The sequence below is a fragment of the Allobosea lupini genome (assembly GCF_900109525.1).
GTDB lineage: Bacteria > Pseudomonadota > Alphaproteobacteria > Rhizobiales > Beijerinckiaceae > Allobosea > Allobosea lupini.
In genome coordinates this window covers 134,631-148,638 of sequence record NZ_FOAN01000003.1, presented here as the reverse complement: position 1 = coordinate 148,638, position 14,008 = coordinate 134,631, and the positions used below count along the sequence as shown (strand labels likewise).

13 protein-coding genes are annotated in these 14,008 nt (G+C 67.3%); 3 read left to right on the top strand and 10 right to left on the bottom strand.

Annotated features, from left to right (window positions below; all coding sequences use genetic code 11):
* Position 1 precedes the first annotated feature (1 nt).
* A complete protein-coding gene (locus BMZ21_RS10125) occupies positions 2-1,186 on the bottom strand; it encodes an efflux RND transporter periplasmic adaptor subunit (RefSeq protein ID WP_091832875.1) in 1,185 nt (394 codons plus the stop codon).
* Positions 1,187-1,197: 11 nt separating this feature from the next.
* Positions 1,198-1,839 (bottom strand): TetR/AcrR family transcriptional regulator, encoded by a 642-nt coding sequence (locus BMZ21_RS10120; protein WP_167561596.1) that lies wholly within the window; start codon positions 1,837-1,839, stop codon positions 1,198-1,200.
* A gap of 251 nt (positions 1,840-2,090) precedes the next feature.
* Here BMZ21_RS10120 and BMZ21_RS10115 point away from each other — a divergent pair, with 251 nt between their 5' ends.
* A complete protein-coding gene (locus BMZ21_RS10115) occupies positions 2,091-2,882 on the top strand; it encodes a glutamine amidotransferase (protein WP_091832870.1) in 792 nt (263 codons plus the stop codon).
* Positions 2,879-4,123, top strand: a complete 1,245-nt coding sequence (locus BMZ21_RS10110) for an NAD(P)/FAD-dependent oxidoreductase (protein ID WP_244543790.1) — start codon at positions 2,879-2,881, stop codon at positions 4,121-4,123. The genes BMZ21_RS10115 and BMZ21_RS10110 overlap by 4 nt, the downstream gene beginning before the upstream one ends.
* A gap of 3 nt (positions 4,124-4,126) precedes the next feature.
* Here BMZ21_RS10110 and creD read toward each other — a convergent pair whose 3' ends face one another.
* From creD to BMZ21_RS31060, 8 genes are all read right to left on the bottom strand, one after another.
* Positions 4,127-5,545 (bottom strand): cell envelope integrity protein CreD, encoded by a 1,419-nt coding sequence (creD, locus tag BMZ21_RS10105; protein ID WP_091832864.1) that lies wholly within the window; start codon positions 5,543-5,545, stop codon positions 4,127-4,129.
* Between the two features lie 273 nt (positions 5,546-5,818).
* Complete coding sequence (locus BMZ21_RS10100) at positions 5,819-6,604, bottom strand: succinate dehydrogenase iron-sulfur subunit (RefSeq protein WP_091832860.1); 786 nt, start codon at positions 6,602-6,604, stop codon at positions 5,819-5,821.
* Positions 6,605-6,618: 14 nt separating this feature from the next.
* Positions 6,619-8,451 carry a succinate dehydrogenase flavoprotein subunit gene (gene sdhA, locus BMZ21_RS10095; RefSeq protein WP_091832857.1) on the bottom strand — a complete coding sequence of 611 codons (1,833 nt, stop codon included), beginning with the start codon at positions 8,449-8,451 and terminating at the stop codon, positions 6,619-6,621.
* A gap of 2 nt (positions 8,452-8,453) precedes the next feature.
* Positions 8,454-8,846 carry a succinate dehydrogenase, hydrophobic membrane anchor protein gene (gene sdhD / locus BMZ21_RS10090; protein WP_244543789.1) on the bottom strand — a complete coding sequence of 131 codons (393 nt, stop codon included), beginning with the start codon at positions 8,844-8,846 and terminating at the stop codon, positions 8,454-8,456.
* 12 nt (positions 8,847-8,858) lie between these two features.
* Entirely contained in the window at positions 8,859-9,251 is a 393-nt protein-coding gene (gene sdhC, locus BMZ21_RS10085; RefSeq protein ID WP_091832853.1) for a succinate dehydrogenase, cytochrome b556 subunit, read from the bottom strand.
* Between the two features lie 178 nt (positions 9,252-9,429).
* A complete protein-coding gene (locus BMZ21_RS10080; RefSeq protein ID WP_091832850.1) occupies positions 9,430-10,491 on the bottom strand; it encodes a MaoC family dehydratase in 1,062 nt (353 codons plus the stop codon).
* A 74-nt stretch (positions 10,492-10,565) separates the two neighbouring features.
* Positions 10,566-11,297, bottom strand: coding sequence for an aspartate/glutamate racemase family protein (locus BMZ21_RS10075; RefSeq protein WP_091832846.1), 732 nt, complete (start codon positions 11,295-11,297; stop codon positions 10,566-10,568).
* Entirely contained in the window at positions 11,294-13,006 is a 1,713-nt protein-coding gene (locus tag BMZ21_RS31060; RefSeq protein WP_342029028.1) for a serine/threonine dehydratase, read from the bottom strand. The genes BMZ21_RS10075 and BMZ21_RS31060 overlap by 4 nt, the downstream gene beginning before the upstream one ends.
* A 101-nt stretch (positions 13,007-13,107) precedes the next feature.
* Here BMZ21_RS31060 and BMZ21_RS10065 point away from each other — a divergent pair, with 101 nt between their 5' ends.
* Positions 13,108-13,983, top strand: a complete 876-nt coding sequence (locus tag BMZ21_RS10065) for an HpcH/HpaI aldolase/citrate lyase family protein (RefSeq protein ID WP_091832840.1) — start codon at positions 13,108-13,110, stop codon at positions 13,981-13,983.
* Positions 13,984-14,008 lie beyond the last annotated feature (25 nt).

Sequence of the window (14,008 nt, the reverse complement as noted above, 5' to 3'; positions counted from 1 at the left end):
TTCAGTTCGACGCGATCGGCGTGATGGCGTCGCCATCGCGCACGAAGGTGCCGGCCCGCGCGACCACGCTCTCGCCCTCGGCGAGGCCGGAAGCGATCTCGGCGCGCCCGCCGCCGATCAGTCCGAGCGTGACCTTCTTCGTCGTTACCTTGCCGTCCTTGACAGACTGGACCATCGCGCCGCCGCGGGCATAGGTGATCGCCGAGAGCGGCAGCACGATGCTGGTCTTGCGGCCGGTCTCGATCACGCCGCGCGCGAAGGAACCGACGGCGACCGGCGGGTTGCCCGTCAGCGTGATACGCAAGCGACCGAGCCGCGAGGCCTTTTCGACCTCGGGCGAGATCAGCCGGATCTGACCGGCGAGCGGCTTGTCGGAGCCGGCCGGCGTGACCGCGACCGCCTGCCCGATCTTGAGATTGGGCAGCTCGACCTCGGCGACATCGGCTTCGAGCTCGATCGCGCCGTCGGCGATGATCTTGAACAGCGGCTCGGCCGCCGCCATCGTCGCCATTGCACCGAGCCTGGCGTTGCGGCGGCTGACGATACCGGCCTTCGGCGCCTTGATCTCGGTACGAGCGAGCCTGACGTCGATATCGCGGCCCTGAGCCTGGGCCAGCGCCAGATCGGCGGTGGCGATCGCGAGCGCCTGCTTCATCGAGTTCAATCGCGCCTGCCCGCCTCGCGCCGCGGCAGCGCGCTGGTCGAAAGTCTCGAGGCTGGCATTGCCGCTGTCCCGCAGCGCCTTGGTCCGGTCGAAGGCGTTGTTGGCCTGGACGAGATTGGCCTCGGCCTCGACGATCTGCGCCTTGGCCTGGTCGACCGCCGCCTCTGCGCGCTTGATCTGCGCCTCGTTCTGGGAACGCTGCACTTCGAGCGTGGTGCGCGACAGACGCGCCAGCACCTGGCCGGCGACGACGCGATCGCCCTCCTCGGCGAGCAGCTCGGTGATGACGACGCCGTCGATCTCGGGCGCAACCATGATCTCGTCGCGCGCGATCATCGAGCCGGAGACGACGACGCTCTGCACGATCTCATCGCGCCTGGCCGATGTCACCGTAATCGCAGGTCCAGCGGAGGGCTTCTGGGCGGTAGCAGCGGAGGCCGGCACCTGGGCGAAGGCCGCTCCGGGCGCATAGGCAAGCGCGGCGAGCGGCAGCAAGATCAGTTTTTTGGTCGAGATGGGCATGGTCGGCCTTCTTACGAAGTTTGGCCGTCGGCGAGCGGCAGCAGCATGGTCTGCGCCAGTCCCCGCATCGCGGCGAACAGGGCTTCGGCGCCGGCGGCGGCGTCGAAATTCGGATCGACGGCACGCCGGCAGAAGAAGCCGTCCGCCATCATGAACAGCGCCGTCAGAAAACGCGCTTGATCGAGATTGCTCGGCAGTTCGCCGCTCGCCTTGGCAGCCGCGACGGCGGCTCCTAGGCCCTGCTCGACCACCTCGTCGAACCCGGCACAGATCTGCGCCATCTCGGGTGCGCGCGACGCCTCGGCCCAGATCTGCAGCGCGATGATCGCCTTCTCGCGGGGCTTGCGCACCATGTGCTGGCGGCCGAGCTCCTCGAGCTGGTCGAGCAAGCCGCCCTTGGCCGGGTCGAGCTGGGCGAAATCGGCCGCGACCTCGGTCCGGTCGCGCTCGCTGATGCCGGCGATCAGCGCGTCCTTCGACGAGAAGTAGCGGTAGAGATTGCCCGGACTCATCGCGGCTTCCACAGCGATGTCGTTCATCGTCGCGGCATGAAAGCCGGCGCGCGCGAAAACGCGCTCGGCCGCATCGAGGATGCGGATATGGCGCTCCGAGAGACCGCGTTCGGCCGAGAAGGAGGACACGACTTGTGACATGCTTGTTTGGAACAGTGAGAATGAATGTTCATTCTCATGCCTGAGCCTGGCGCGAAAGTCAATCGTCGTCAGCACTGATGGTTGCATTGCCAGAGGTGTGTTGATGAAAGATTGCACGGAGCATGCACGGCGCTGGGCTCCGTCATGCTGGCGCTGGCTTACAATTTGCTTGCAGCGACAGCCGGCAAACCGCATTTTAAGTATGATCCGGCGCGGAGAATCCGGTTTCGGGAGCGCAATCGACCATCGCGATGAACGATCTGTCCTATCGCTTCGAGGCCCGTCGCCGGCTCCGCACCCGCCTCGACGCCCTGCCACCTCGCAAACCGGTGTTGATCGTACTCCATCAGGAGCATTCGACGCCCGGCCGTGTCGGCCGTCTGATCGCCGAGCGCGGCCATGCCCTCGATATCCGCAGGCCCCGTTTCGGCGACCCGCTGCCGCAGACCATGCGGGACCATGCCGGCGCAGTGATCTTCGGCGGGCCGATGAGCGCCAACGACCCCGACGATTTCGTCAAGGCCGAGACCGACTGGATCGGCACCTGCCTTAAGGAAGATGCGCCGTTCCTGGGGCTCTGCCTGGGTGCGCAGATGCTCGCCCGTCATCTCGGCGCGACCGTCTACAGCCATGCCGAGGGCCGGGCCGAGGTAGGCTATTACCCGCTCAGCCTGACCGAGGCCGGGCGCGCCCATGCCACCGCTTCCGGCTGCATTTGGCCAGGCATCGTCTATCAATGGCACCGCGAGGGCTTCGACTGCCCGACCGGGGCCGAATGCCTGGCGACCGGCGGCGATTTCCCGGTCCAGGCGATCCGCGCCGGCCGCAAGGCCTACGGCCTGCAATTCCACCCTGAAGTGACGCTGGCGATGATGTGCCGCTGGTCGGTACGCGGCCATGAACGTACGCTGATGCCGGGCGCGCAATTGCGCCACCAGCATCTCGACGGCTGGTACCAGTACGATCCGCCGGTCCGCGCCTGGCTCGACAGCTTCCTCGACCATTTGCTGAAAGCGCCGGCCGAGCAGGATTCCATCGCGTGAGCCGCACTGTCATGGTGATCGGCGCCGGCATGGTCGGCGTCTCCTGCGCGCTTGCCTTGCAGAAGCGCGGCCTCAAGGTCACGCTGATCGACCGGCGCGAGCCCGGCCGCGAGACCTCCTACGGCAATGCCGGGGTGATCAGCCGCTCCTCGATCATGCCGCTGAACAATCCCGGCCTGTGGAAGAACCTGCCGAAATACCTCGGCAACCGGCATGCGGCGGTGCGCTACCGGCTCGGCCACCTCCTGGCCAATCCCGGCTGGATTCTCGGCTTTCTCAACGAGGCCAGGCCGGAGCGACTCAGCCACCGCGTCGCGGCGCTGGAAAGCCTGATCGCGCCCTCCCTGCCGCTGCACAAGCGGCTGATGACGGAAGCCGGCATCGCCTGGCGCCTGCGCGATACCGGCTTCCTCGAGCTCTGGCGCAGCGAGGCCGGCCGGTCCGCCGCCGAGGCGCGCCGGGCCTTCCTCGAAGACCACGATGTCCGCGTCGAGGCGCTCGACCGGCAGGCGCTCTCGGCGCTGGAGCCGAGCCTCAATCCGATATTCTCTGCTGCCCTCCACCACAAGGACAGCGCCTCGGTCGATTGGCCGGGCGCGGTTGTCGAGGCCTATGCGGCCTTGTTCGCCGCGCGGGGCGGCACGATCCTGCGCGACGAGGTCACCGCCCTGTCGAGGCAGGGCGATAGCTGGCGTGTCACGGCCAAGGGCGCCCAGCACGACGCCGCGCTCGCGGTCGTCGCGCTCGGACCCTGGAGCGCCGATCTGCTGCGACCTCTCGGCCTGAAAGTGCCGCTCAATGTCGAGCGCGGCTATCACCGCCATTACAAGCCGGCACAGGGGCGCTTCCTCAACCGGCCGATCTACGATGTCGAGGCCTCCTACATGCTGGCGCCGATGGAGCTCGGCCTGCGCCTGACCAGCGGCGTCGAGCTCGCGCATCGCGACGCGCCCGACGATCACGCCCAGATCGAGCAGGTCCTGCCGCGGGCCCGCGAGGCCTTTCCGCTCACCGAGCCGGCCGAGGATACGACCTGGCGCGGCTCGCGCCCGACCTTGCCGGACTCCTTGCCGATGATCGGCGAGGCGCCGCGCAATCCCGGTCTCTGGCTCGCCTTCGGCAACCAGCATATCGGCTTCTCGACTGGCCCTGTGACGGGCGAGATCCTGGCCGCCCAGGTCTGCGGCGAACAGGCTCCGGCCGACCCGGCGCCTTTCGCGCCGGGCCGCTATCTCTCCTGAGCGTCACGCCGGGCTCTTCGGCGCCCCCGCATCGCTGGTGACGCTCTTCGCCACACCGTCACCAAGGCCGGACCAGTTGACCCTGGCCGTGCCGAGCATCAGCGCCGTCAGCGCGACGAACGCGCCGATCGCTCCGGCGAGCAGGGCGAAATCCTCGGATTTCAAGAGCGCATAGACCAGCCCGTAGCCGGTGGCGAGGATCAGCCCCAGGACGGCGCCGCGCGCAAAGCTGCGAAGGACGAGGCCGATATAGAGCGCGATCAGCGCCGTCGTCGCCGCGGCTGCCGTGAGATAGGCCGTCAGGAAGCCGAGATGCTCGGCCAGCGACAGCAGCAGCACGTAGAACAGCACCAGCGCGAAGCCGACGAGCGTGTACTGGACGGCGTGGAGATTGTCGCGGGCCACCAGTTCCAGCCCGAATACGGCAAGGAAGACCGCGCCGACGAAGAGGATGCCGTATTTGATGGCGCGGTCGACCAGCTGGTAGAGATCGACCGGCTGGTAGAACCGAGCGCCGACACCCCCTGCGAGGAAGGTCACGTCGGCACGCTTGTCGTGGGTGAAGGCGAGCGGCAGGTTGCGCGCCAGATGCGAGACGCGCCAGGAGGCGGAGAAGCCATTGGCGTCGACGACCCGATCATCCGGCAGATGTGCGCCGGAGAAGCTCGGATGCTGCCAGTTCGAGCTCATCCGGAGCGCGCTGTTCTTGGCCAGCGGCACGATCGACAGGCTGCGCGAGCCGTTGAGATCGAGCCCGGCCTCGACGATAAGCGGCCTGGTCAGGTCGATGCCGCGCAAGGTCGCATGGATGCCGTTGCCGTCGCGGATGCCGGCGCCGAGCGTCGGCTCGAACTCGATCGCGGCTCCGTCGCGGATCTGCGCCGTGGCCCGGTTCTTCAGTCCACGGACATCGGCGACGCCGACGGCGAGCACGGCCTCGCTCCAGAGCGGCTGCACCTCCTCCGAGGTGATCGCCTTGAAGTCGGGCGGCAGGAAGCGAGCGGTCAACGCGACCTTGCTGCGATAGACCGGGACGTCGAAGATCGAGCGCCGCCGGATTTCGGTCTGCGCCTCCGAAGAGGCCTGGAGATCGTCGGGCAGGAAGATCGCAACCTCGCGCGTCGGCGCAGCATTGGCGGTCTTGGGTGGCACCAGATAGGGCACCAGCAAGGCCGGGCCGCCGACGATCTGCTCGCGGCCCCAGGCATCGCCGATCTCGCGCGCCGCGAGGTTGGCGGTGGCCGAGCGCTCGCCGCGCAGGCTGGAGACGAACATCAGCGGAATCAGCAGCAGCAGTGCCAGAAAACCGATGACGAAGAATTTCAGGCCGGGGCTGCGCCCGAACCGCCTTGGCGTAATGCCGAGGGGCAAGACCGGAGTTTCGGGCCTGCTCTCGGTCGGTTGCCCGTGCTCTTGCGACATGATGCGCCCTCATGCGGTGACTTGGCGTCACCATGAGAACGCGGCGTCTTGTCGCGGACGTGATCGATTGAGGGCCGAATCCGGCGAAATCGGCGGCGGAATTGCGGAAATCCGTGCGGCCCGAAACCGAACCTCGCTCAGGCGAGCCGGAATTCGCTGGCGTGAGTCGGCTGGCGTGGCGGCCGAGAACCGGAACGGACGTACATCAGTACGTGAGCACCGGAAGCGCAGGCCGCCGCGTCAGACGGCCGCGCCAGTAGAATTCCGGCCGGCTCAGACCTGGCGGGCCACCATCATCTTCTTCACTTCCGCGATCGCCTTGGCGGGGTTGAGCCCCTTCGGGCAGGCGTTGGCGCAGTTCATGATGGTGTGGCAGCGATAGAGCCGGAACGGGTCCTCGAGATCGTCGAGGCGCTCGCCGGTAGCCTCGTCGCGCGAGTCGATCAGCCAGCGATAGGCCTGCAGCAGCGCGGCGGGACCGAGATAGCGGTCGCCATTCCACCAATAGCTCGGGCAGGAGGTCGAGCAGCAGGCGCAGAGGATGCACTCATAGAGGCCGTCGAGCTTCTCGCGGTCGTCCTTGGCCTGCTTCCATTCCTTTTCGGGCGCCGGCGTCGTCGTCTTGAGCCAGGGCTCGATCGAGGCGTGCTGGGCGTAGAAGCGAGTCAGGTCCGGAACCAGGTCCTTGACCACCGGCATGTGCGGCAGCGGGTAGATCGCGACCTTGCCCTTGCCGCCGCATTCGTCGATGCCGGTGGTGCAGGCGAGGCCGTTCTTGCCGTCCATGTTCATGGCGCAGGAGCCGCAGATGCCCTCGCGGCAGGAGCGCCGGAAGGTCAGCGTCGGGTCGACCTTGTTCTTGATCCAGATCAGCGCGTCGAGCACCATCGGCCCGCAATCGTCGCGGTCGACATAATAGGTGTCGGTGCGCGGATTGGCGGTGTCGTCCGGGTTCCAGCGATAGATCTTGAACTCGGTGACCTTCTTGGCGCCGGCCGGCTTCGGCCAGGCCTTGCCTTCGGTCAGGCGGGAGTTCTGCGGGAGATTGAATTCGGCCATCGGTCAGATCGTCCTCAGTACACCCGCGCCTTAGGCTTGATGTATTCGATGTCGTTCGAGAGCGTGTAGGTGTGCACCGGACGGTCATCGAGCGTGACGGTGCGCTTCTCGTCGTCGATCCACGCGAGCGTGTGCTTCATCCAGTCCTTGTCGTTGCGGTCCGGATAGTCCTCGCGGGCATGGGCGCCGCGGCTCTCCGGACGCTGCAGCGCCGAGTCCATGGTGACCACCGCCTGGGTGATCAGATTCTCGAACTCGAGCGTCTCGATCAGGTCCGAGTTCCAGATCAGCGAGCGATCCGTCGTGCCGATGTCGGTGATGCCGGCCCAGACCTCGTGGATCGCCTTGTGTCCGGCCTCCAGCGTCTCGCCGGTACGATAGACGGCACAATCGGACTGCATCGTCCGCTGCATCTTGTCGCGCAGCACCGCGGTCGGCGTGCCGCCCTTGGCGTTGCGATACTTGTCGAGACGGGTCAGCGAGAGATCGGCCGAGTTTGCCGGCAGCTCCGGCTGCGTCTCGCCGGCCTTGACGGTCTCGGCGCAGCGCAGCCCCGCGGCGCGGCCGAAGACGACGAGGTCGATCAGCGAGTTCGAGCCGAGGCGGTTGGCGCCGTGGACGGAGACGCAAGCCGCCTCGCCGATCGCCATCAGGCCGGGCACGACCCGGTCCGGATCGCCGTCGACCTTGGTCAGCACCTCGCCGTGGAAGTTCGTGGGGATGCCGCCCATGTTGTAGTGCACGGTCGGGATCACCGGGATCGGCTCGCGGGTGACGTCGACGCCGGCGAAGATCTTGGCGCTCTCCGAGATGCCGGGCAGGCGCTCGTGCAGGATCTTCGGGTCGAGATGGTCGAGATGCAGGTAGATGTGGTCCTTGTCCTTGCCGACGCCGCGGCCGGCCCGGATCTCCATCGTCATCGAGCGTGAGACGACGTCGCGCGAGGCAAGGTCCTTGGCGGAGGGGGCATAGCGCTCCATGAAGCGCTCGCCCTCGGAATTGGTGAGGTAGCCGCCCTCGCCGCGGGCGCCCTCGGTGATCAGGCAGCCCGAGCCGTAGATGCCGGTCGGATGGAACTGGACGAACTCCATGTCCTGCATCGGCAGGCCGGCGCGCAGCACCATGCCGCCGCCATCGCCGGTGCAGGTATGGGCCGAGGTCGCCGAGAAATAGGCGCGGCCATAGCCACCGGTCGCCAGGATCGTCTGCTGCGAGCGGAAGCGGTGCAGCGTGCCGTCATCGAGCTTGAGCGCGATCACGCCACGGCAATGCCCGTCCTCGTCCATGATCAGGTCGATGGCGAAGTACTCGATGAAGAATTCGGTGTTGTAGCGCAGCGCCTGGCCATAGAGCGTGTGCAGCATGGCGTGGCCGGTGCGGTCGGCGGCAGCGCAGGTGCGCTGGGCTGGCGGGCCGTTGCCGAAATCGGTGGTCATGCCGCCGAAGGGGCGCTGATAGATTTTCCCCGACTCCGTGCGCGAAAAGGGCACGCCCCAGTGCTCGAGTTCGTAGACGGCGGCCGGTGCGTTGCGCACGAGATATTCGATGGCGTCCTGGTCGCCGAGCCAGTCCGACCCCTTGACGGTGTCGTACATGTGCCACTGCCAGGTGTCCTTGCCCATATTGCCGAGCGAGGCGGCGACGCCGCCCTGGGCGGCAACGGTGTGCGAGCGGGTCGGGAAGACCTTGCTGATGCAGGCGGTGCGCAGGCCTGCCTGCGAGCAGCCGACCGTGGCGCGAAGCCCGGCGCCGCCGGCGCCGACGACGACGACGTCGAAGGTATGGTCGGTAATGGGGTAGGCCTGGCCGGTATAGGCCGGGACGGCACGGGCGCGGGTGATCGCCATGATCAGCCTCCGAACGAGATCTTCAGGAGCGCGAAGGCGCAGGCAGCGCCGACCGCGATCGCAAAGAAGGTGTTGGCCATCACGGCGAGGATCTTCAGCCCCTCATGATGGACATAGTCCTCGATGACGACCTGCATGCCCAGGCGCATGTGGACGACGCCGGAGACCACGAAGAGCAACATCAGGATCGCGACCTGCGGCTTGGCCAGCGTCGCAATCGCGGCGCCATAGGGCTTGCCGATCAGCGAGAGCACGACGCAGAGGAAGCCGATCGTCAGGACGAGGTTGGCGACGGCGGTGAGGCGTTGCAGCCAGAAATGGCCGGTGCCGGACTTGGCGGAGCCGAGGCCGCGGACGCGGCCGAGCGGAGTGCGCATCGAGGAGTTGGAGAGCATCGGCTTTGGTCCTCAGCGCGTCAGGGCGATGATCCAGACGAGCACGGTGAGCCCGCCGGAGACGACGACACTGTACTTCGCCAGATTCGTGCGGGTCTGCGGGTCGAAGCCGTGGCCGAGATCCCAGACGAAATGGCGAAGACCACCGACCATATGGTGCAGCAGCATGAAGGTGTAACCGAACAGCACGAGCCGGCCGAGGATGGAGCCGGCGATCCACTGCGCCGTTTCGTAAGCGGCCGGGCCCGAGGCGGCGGCGATGAGCCAGAGCGCGATCAGCAGGGTACCGGCATAGAGCGCCGAACCGGTGGCGCGATGGGCGATCGACATCGCCATGGTCCAGGACCAGCGATAAATCTGCAGATGCGGTGAAAGCGGGCGTGCCGCCGGTCTGGACTCGGCCAAGTCTTGAACTCCCGACCCTTCAAGCTCACGAAGCGAAGATCGCTTGGTATCGTTCTAGAGTGTATGGCTCTCTAACGAAACCATGTCCTTGTCGCAATGCGGTATGCATTCGGGCGATTACAGAAATCAAAATCTGTAACTTTTCAGTTCACGACGGCCCTCGACCGCTTCCGGATCGTCACCGCGGCAGCAGCGCCCAGTAGTCGAAATCGAGGATCACCCCGTCGGCGTACTGGTCGGCGTGCTTCAGCGGGTGCTCGTTGCAGGGCAGGTTCTTGGTCGCGACGAGGCGAAGCCTGAGCGCGCCGACATCCTCGCGTCCAGGCACCTCGGCCGCCTCCAGCACCTCGCTCCAGGCGAAGACGGTGTCGCCGGCAAACAGCGGCGAGACATGGCGACCCGCGTTGATCGCCGCGATGTGGAAGGCGTTGCCGAGCCCGTTGAAGGACAGGGCGCGCGCCAGGCTGATGACATGCCCGCCATAGATCAGGCGCTTGCCGAAGCGGGTCTCGCGGGCGCCATAGGCGTCGAAATGGACCTTGGCGGTATTCTGGTAGAGCCGCGTCGCAATCTGGTGCTCGGCCTCCTCGACGGTCATGCCGTCGACGTGGTCGATGCGCTCGCCTGCCCGGTAGTCGCCCCAGCGGAAGGGCGAGCCCGAAAGCGCATCGTCATAGGCGGCCGGATGCAGCGGCGGGCAGCCCTCGCCCAACGCCTCCGGGGCGACGCTCTTCGGCAGCTCGGGCACCAGCTCGAACTCCGCCGGCGTGCCGGGCCGGCGCTTGCGCACCAGCACCCAGCGAGCATAGCTCAGCACGATCTCATTATGCTGGTTGCGGCCGATCGAGCGGACATAGACAATGCCGGCATCGCCGCCCGAGGTCTGCTTCAGACCGATCACCTCCGACGTCGTCGAGAGCGTGTCGCCCGGAAAGACCGGCTTGAGGAAGCGGCCATCGGCATAGCCGAGATTGGCGACGGCATTGAGCGAGATGTCCGGCACCGTCTTGCCGAAGACGATGTGGAAGACGAGGAGATCGTCGACCGGCGCGACCGGATAGCCGATCGCTTTGGCGAAGGCATCCGAGGATTGCACGGCAAAGCGCGTCCCGTAGAGCGCGGTGTAGAGCGAGACGTCGCCGACCGTGACCGTGCGCGGCGTCGCGTGGACGATGGTCTCGCCGAGCCGGAAGTCCTCGAAGAAGCGGCCGGTATTGGTCTTGCTGGTGATCTCGGACATCGGCTCGGCTCTCGCGGCGGGACCTCATTGTGCGCTGCGGCGCGGCCCGCCGTAAAGCTCGCCCGAAGCCGAAGTCAGAGCCGGAAGTCGCGCGGCCGCAGACCGGCATGGAACCAGGTGATCATCGAATAGATGTCGTAGACCGGCAGGCCCGTCGCCGCCTGCACCGCAGCCGCATAGGGCGGCATGTTGGTGCATTCGAGTACGATGGCACCGACTTCGGGATGGCCTGCGACCAGTCGCAGCGCCGCCTCGACCACGTCCTGCTCGGCGAGGTCGATATCCATCTCGTCCTTCTCCGCCTTGATCAGCACGCGGAAGAATTCGCGGCCGTTCTCGGTGCCGGTGACCGGTGTGTCGGCGGGGACGCCGACGGCCGCAAGGTGCTGCGGCGTCAGCGTCGCCGCCGAGACGGTGACGAGGCCGACGCGCTTGCCCGGCGGCAGGGTCGCCTGCACCCAGGGCACCTGCATCAGCGATGACGTCGCGACGGGAACACCGACCGCAGCCGCCAGCTCCTGCTGAAACAGCGAGAGGAAGCCGCAATTGGTGGTGATCGCCTCGGCGCCGTGCCGGATCAGCTCCTGCGCCGCCGCGACGAAATCCGGGAGCAGTCCGGCCGCTCCCTTCAGCACCACCTTCTCCGGGCTGGCCCCGGAGACGACGCGGTAGAGAACCGGGAAAGGCCAGGTCGTGGCGTTACCCATGTCGCCGAAAATGCGCGGAAAACGTGCATCCAGCATCAGCACGCCGAGCGGCGCGCCATAGAGCGCCTTGCCGCCCTTCGCGATGCCCCGCCGGCTCACGCGATGATCTCGATCAGCTTGGCGAGATCGACATTGGCGCCGCAGACGAGGACGCCGAGACGCTCGCCAGGCTGCGGCTTGTAGGAGCCGGCGATCAGCGCGCCCAGCGCCGCCGCACCGCCGGGCTCGACCGCGAGGCGGAAATCGCGCCAGAGCAGCGCTTGAGCCTCGGTGATCGCCGCATCCGGGACCAGCACGACATGGTCGACCGCATCCTTGCAGACGTCATAGACCAGCTGGCCGACATTGCGGGCCCCCAGCGAATCGGCCGCGACCGAGGCGACGGTCACCGTCACCGGCGCCTTCGCCTCGAGTGCGGCGTGCAGCGCCCGCGAGCCCTCCGGCTCGACGCCGACGACCTTGACGCTGGTGCCGGCGAACCAGGCGGCGATGCCAGAGATCAACCCGCCGCCGCCGACCGCGACGAGGACGGTGTCGAGATCAGGCTCCTGGCCTTGCCATTCGCGGCCGAGCGTGCCCTGGCCGGCGATGGTCTCCCTGGCCGAGAAGGGGTGGATCTTCAGCGCGCCGGTCTCGGCCACGAACTTGTCGCAGGCCGCCTGGGCGTCGTCATATTGCGCACCACCGATCCGGACCTCGGCGCCGAAGCGGCGGATCGCCTCGATCTTGGCGGCCGGCGAGATTTCCGGCACGAAGATCGTCGCCTTCACGCCGCGCTGGCCGGCGGCATAGGCGACCGCTGCACCGTGATTGCCGCCCGAGGCCGCGGCGACGCCGGCGGCCGGCACATCGAGCGAGAGCAGGTTGTTGAAAGCGCCGCGCGTCTTGAACGAGCCGGCATGCTGCAGGCATTCGAGCTTGAGCGAGACATCGGCGCGCGAGCCGAAAGCGCCGGTGCCGAGCCGCATCACCGGAGTGGTGCGGGCATGGCCGGCAATGCGGTCAGCCGCGGCCTCGATCATCGAGCGCGGCACAGGCTTGTCTGTCATGGGCGGATCCTGGGCGAGGGAGCGATCCGCGACATAGGTCCAGATCGCGATAGGTAGAGCGTGGCTATCGCGTCCCGGCGGATCGGGAAAGGGCCTCCCGCGCCCGGCGGCAATGTGCCGGGCGACGACCAGCGCTGCGAGGGCGTCGAGGGCATCGTCAGCCGCGGCACCGCGCGGCGGTTTCGCATGGACAATGGCCTCCGGCAGTCCCGCCGCCAGCAGCAGAGCGCGGCGCTCGGCCATCCCGGCCGGGTTGACCACGCCCTTGATCTTCTTCGGGTGCACCAGCGGCGCACCGCGCATGGTCGCGAAAGCAAGCTCCGGATGTGTCTCGAAGATGCGCTCGCGCCAATCAGGCTCGGCCCGCAGCAGGGCGTCGATCTCGCGGATGCGCGGAAAGAGATGGAAGCCCTGCTTCGAGACCCTACGCGGCGGCTCCGAGGTCGCAAGCGCCAATTGGCAGGCCTCAGCATAGTCGGTTGCGTGTACCGCGCTGCGCGAGGGAATAGAGAATACCGAGGATTGCCGCTCGCCGAGGAGCGCCCGCACCGCCTGCTCCGGTCCACGTCCCGATCCGGAGATCCGGTCCGGCAAGCCGATCGGCATGTCGACCGCGATCAGCTCCGGCACAGTCTGGCCGGCGAGCAGATCGCTCCAGCGCGGAATGACCCGGAAAAATGGTGCTAGATGCCCGGTAGCATCGGCGAAAGCCGCGATCCAGCCGGCCTTGCAGCCATCGACACCGGCAATCCAGCCCATCACAGCCCCGTCATTCGTCTTTCGCAGAACTGACATTGCATTGCGGCGCAGCTTAGTGTGCACTGCAGCGAACCCGGCGACCCTCAATCCGGAGAGACACTATGACCGACATCCGTCCGCGCCGCAGCGTTCTCTATATGCCGGGCTCCAATGCCCGCGCGTTGGAGAAGGCCCGCGAAATTGCCGCCGACGCGCTGATCCTCGATCTCGAGGACGCGGTCGCTCCGGACGCCAAGGGACTGGCGCGCGAACAGGTCTGCGCCGCGGTGAAGGCGGGCGGCTATGGCCGGCGCGAGCTGGTCATCCGCACCAACGGCATCGACACGCCCTGGTTCGACGCCGACCTCGCCGCCGCGACGGAGGCCGCGCCCAACGCGATCCTGATCCCCAAGGTGTCTTCGCCGGAAGCGTTGATCGAGATCGGCCATCGCCTGACAGGGCTCTGGGCCAAGCCGGAAACGCAGATCTGGGCGATGATCGAGACACCGCTTGCCATCCTCGATTGCGAGAAGATCGCTCGGGCCGCCCGTGATCCCTCGACCCGTCTCGCCTGCTTCATCCTCGGCACCAACGACCTTGCCAAGGAAACCCGCGCCCGATTCGTGCCAGGCCGTGCGCCGATGCTGCCCTGGCTGACCACGGCGATCCTCGCCGCGCGCGCCCATGGCATCGACGTCATCGACGGCGTCTACAATGACCTCAAGGACGAGGCCGGCTTCCGCGCCGAATGCGAGCAAGCCCGCGACCTGGGCTTCGACGGCAAGACCCTGATCCATCCCAACCAGGTCGCAGTCGCGAACGGCATCTTCGCGCCCGAGGAGACCGAGCTCGCGCGGGCCCGCGCCATCATCTCGGCTTTCGACGAGCCGGGTAACGCCGACAAGGGCGCGATCCAGCTCGACGGGCGCATGGTCGAGCGTTTGCATGCCGAGATGGCCAAGCGTGTCGTCGCACTGGCCGAGGCGATCGCGGCCTGAGTTCACCTTGCTGGCCATGACGTGG

What these genes read in the sequence shown, in the direction of transcription:
- BMZ21_RS10125 (WP_091832875.1), bottom strand. Translation starts at nt 1,186, where the DNA reads ATGCCCATCTCGACCAAAAAACTGATCTTGCTGCCGCTCGCCGCGCTT.
- BMZ21_RS10120 (WP_167561596.1), bottom strand. Translation starts at nt 1,839, where the DNA reads ATGTCACAAGTCGTGTCCTCCTTCTCGGCCGAACGCGGTCTCTCGGAG.
- BMZ21_RS10115 (WP_091832870.1), top strand. Translation starts at nt 2,091, where the DNA reads ATGAACGATCTGTCCTATCGCTTCGAGGCCCGTCGCCGGCTCCGCACC.
- creD (WP_091832864.1), bottom strand. Translation starts at nt 5,545, where the DNA reads ATGTCGCAAGAGCACGGGCAACCGACCGAGAGCAGGCCCGAAACTCCG.
- BMZ21_RS10100 (WP_091832860.1), bottom strand. Translation starts at nt 6,604, where the DNA reads ATGGCCGAATTCAATCTCCCGCAGAACTCCCGCCTGACCGAAGGCAAG.
- sdhA (WP_091832857.1), bottom strand. Translation starts at nt 8,451, where the DNA reads ATGGCGATCACCCGCGCCCGTGCCGTCCCGGCCTATACCGGCCAGGCC.
- sdhD (WP_244543789.1), bottom strand. Translation starts at nt 8,846, where the DNA reads ATGCTCTCCAACTCCTCGATGCGCACTCCGCTCGGCCGCGTCCGCGGC.
- BMZ21_RS10080 (WP_091832850.1), bottom strand. Translation starts at nt 10,491, where the DNA reads ATGTCCGAGATCACCAGCAAGACCAATACCGGCCGCTTCTTCGAGGAC.
- BMZ21_RS31060 (WP_342029028.1), bottom strand. Translation starts at nt 13,006, where the DNA reads ATGGGCTGGATTGCCGGTGTCGATGGCTGCAAGGCCGGCTGGATCGCG.
- BMZ21_RS10065 (WP_091832840.1), top strand. Translation starts at nt 13,108, where the DNA reads ATGACCGACATCCGTCCGCGCCGCAGCGTTCTCTATATGCCGGGCTCC.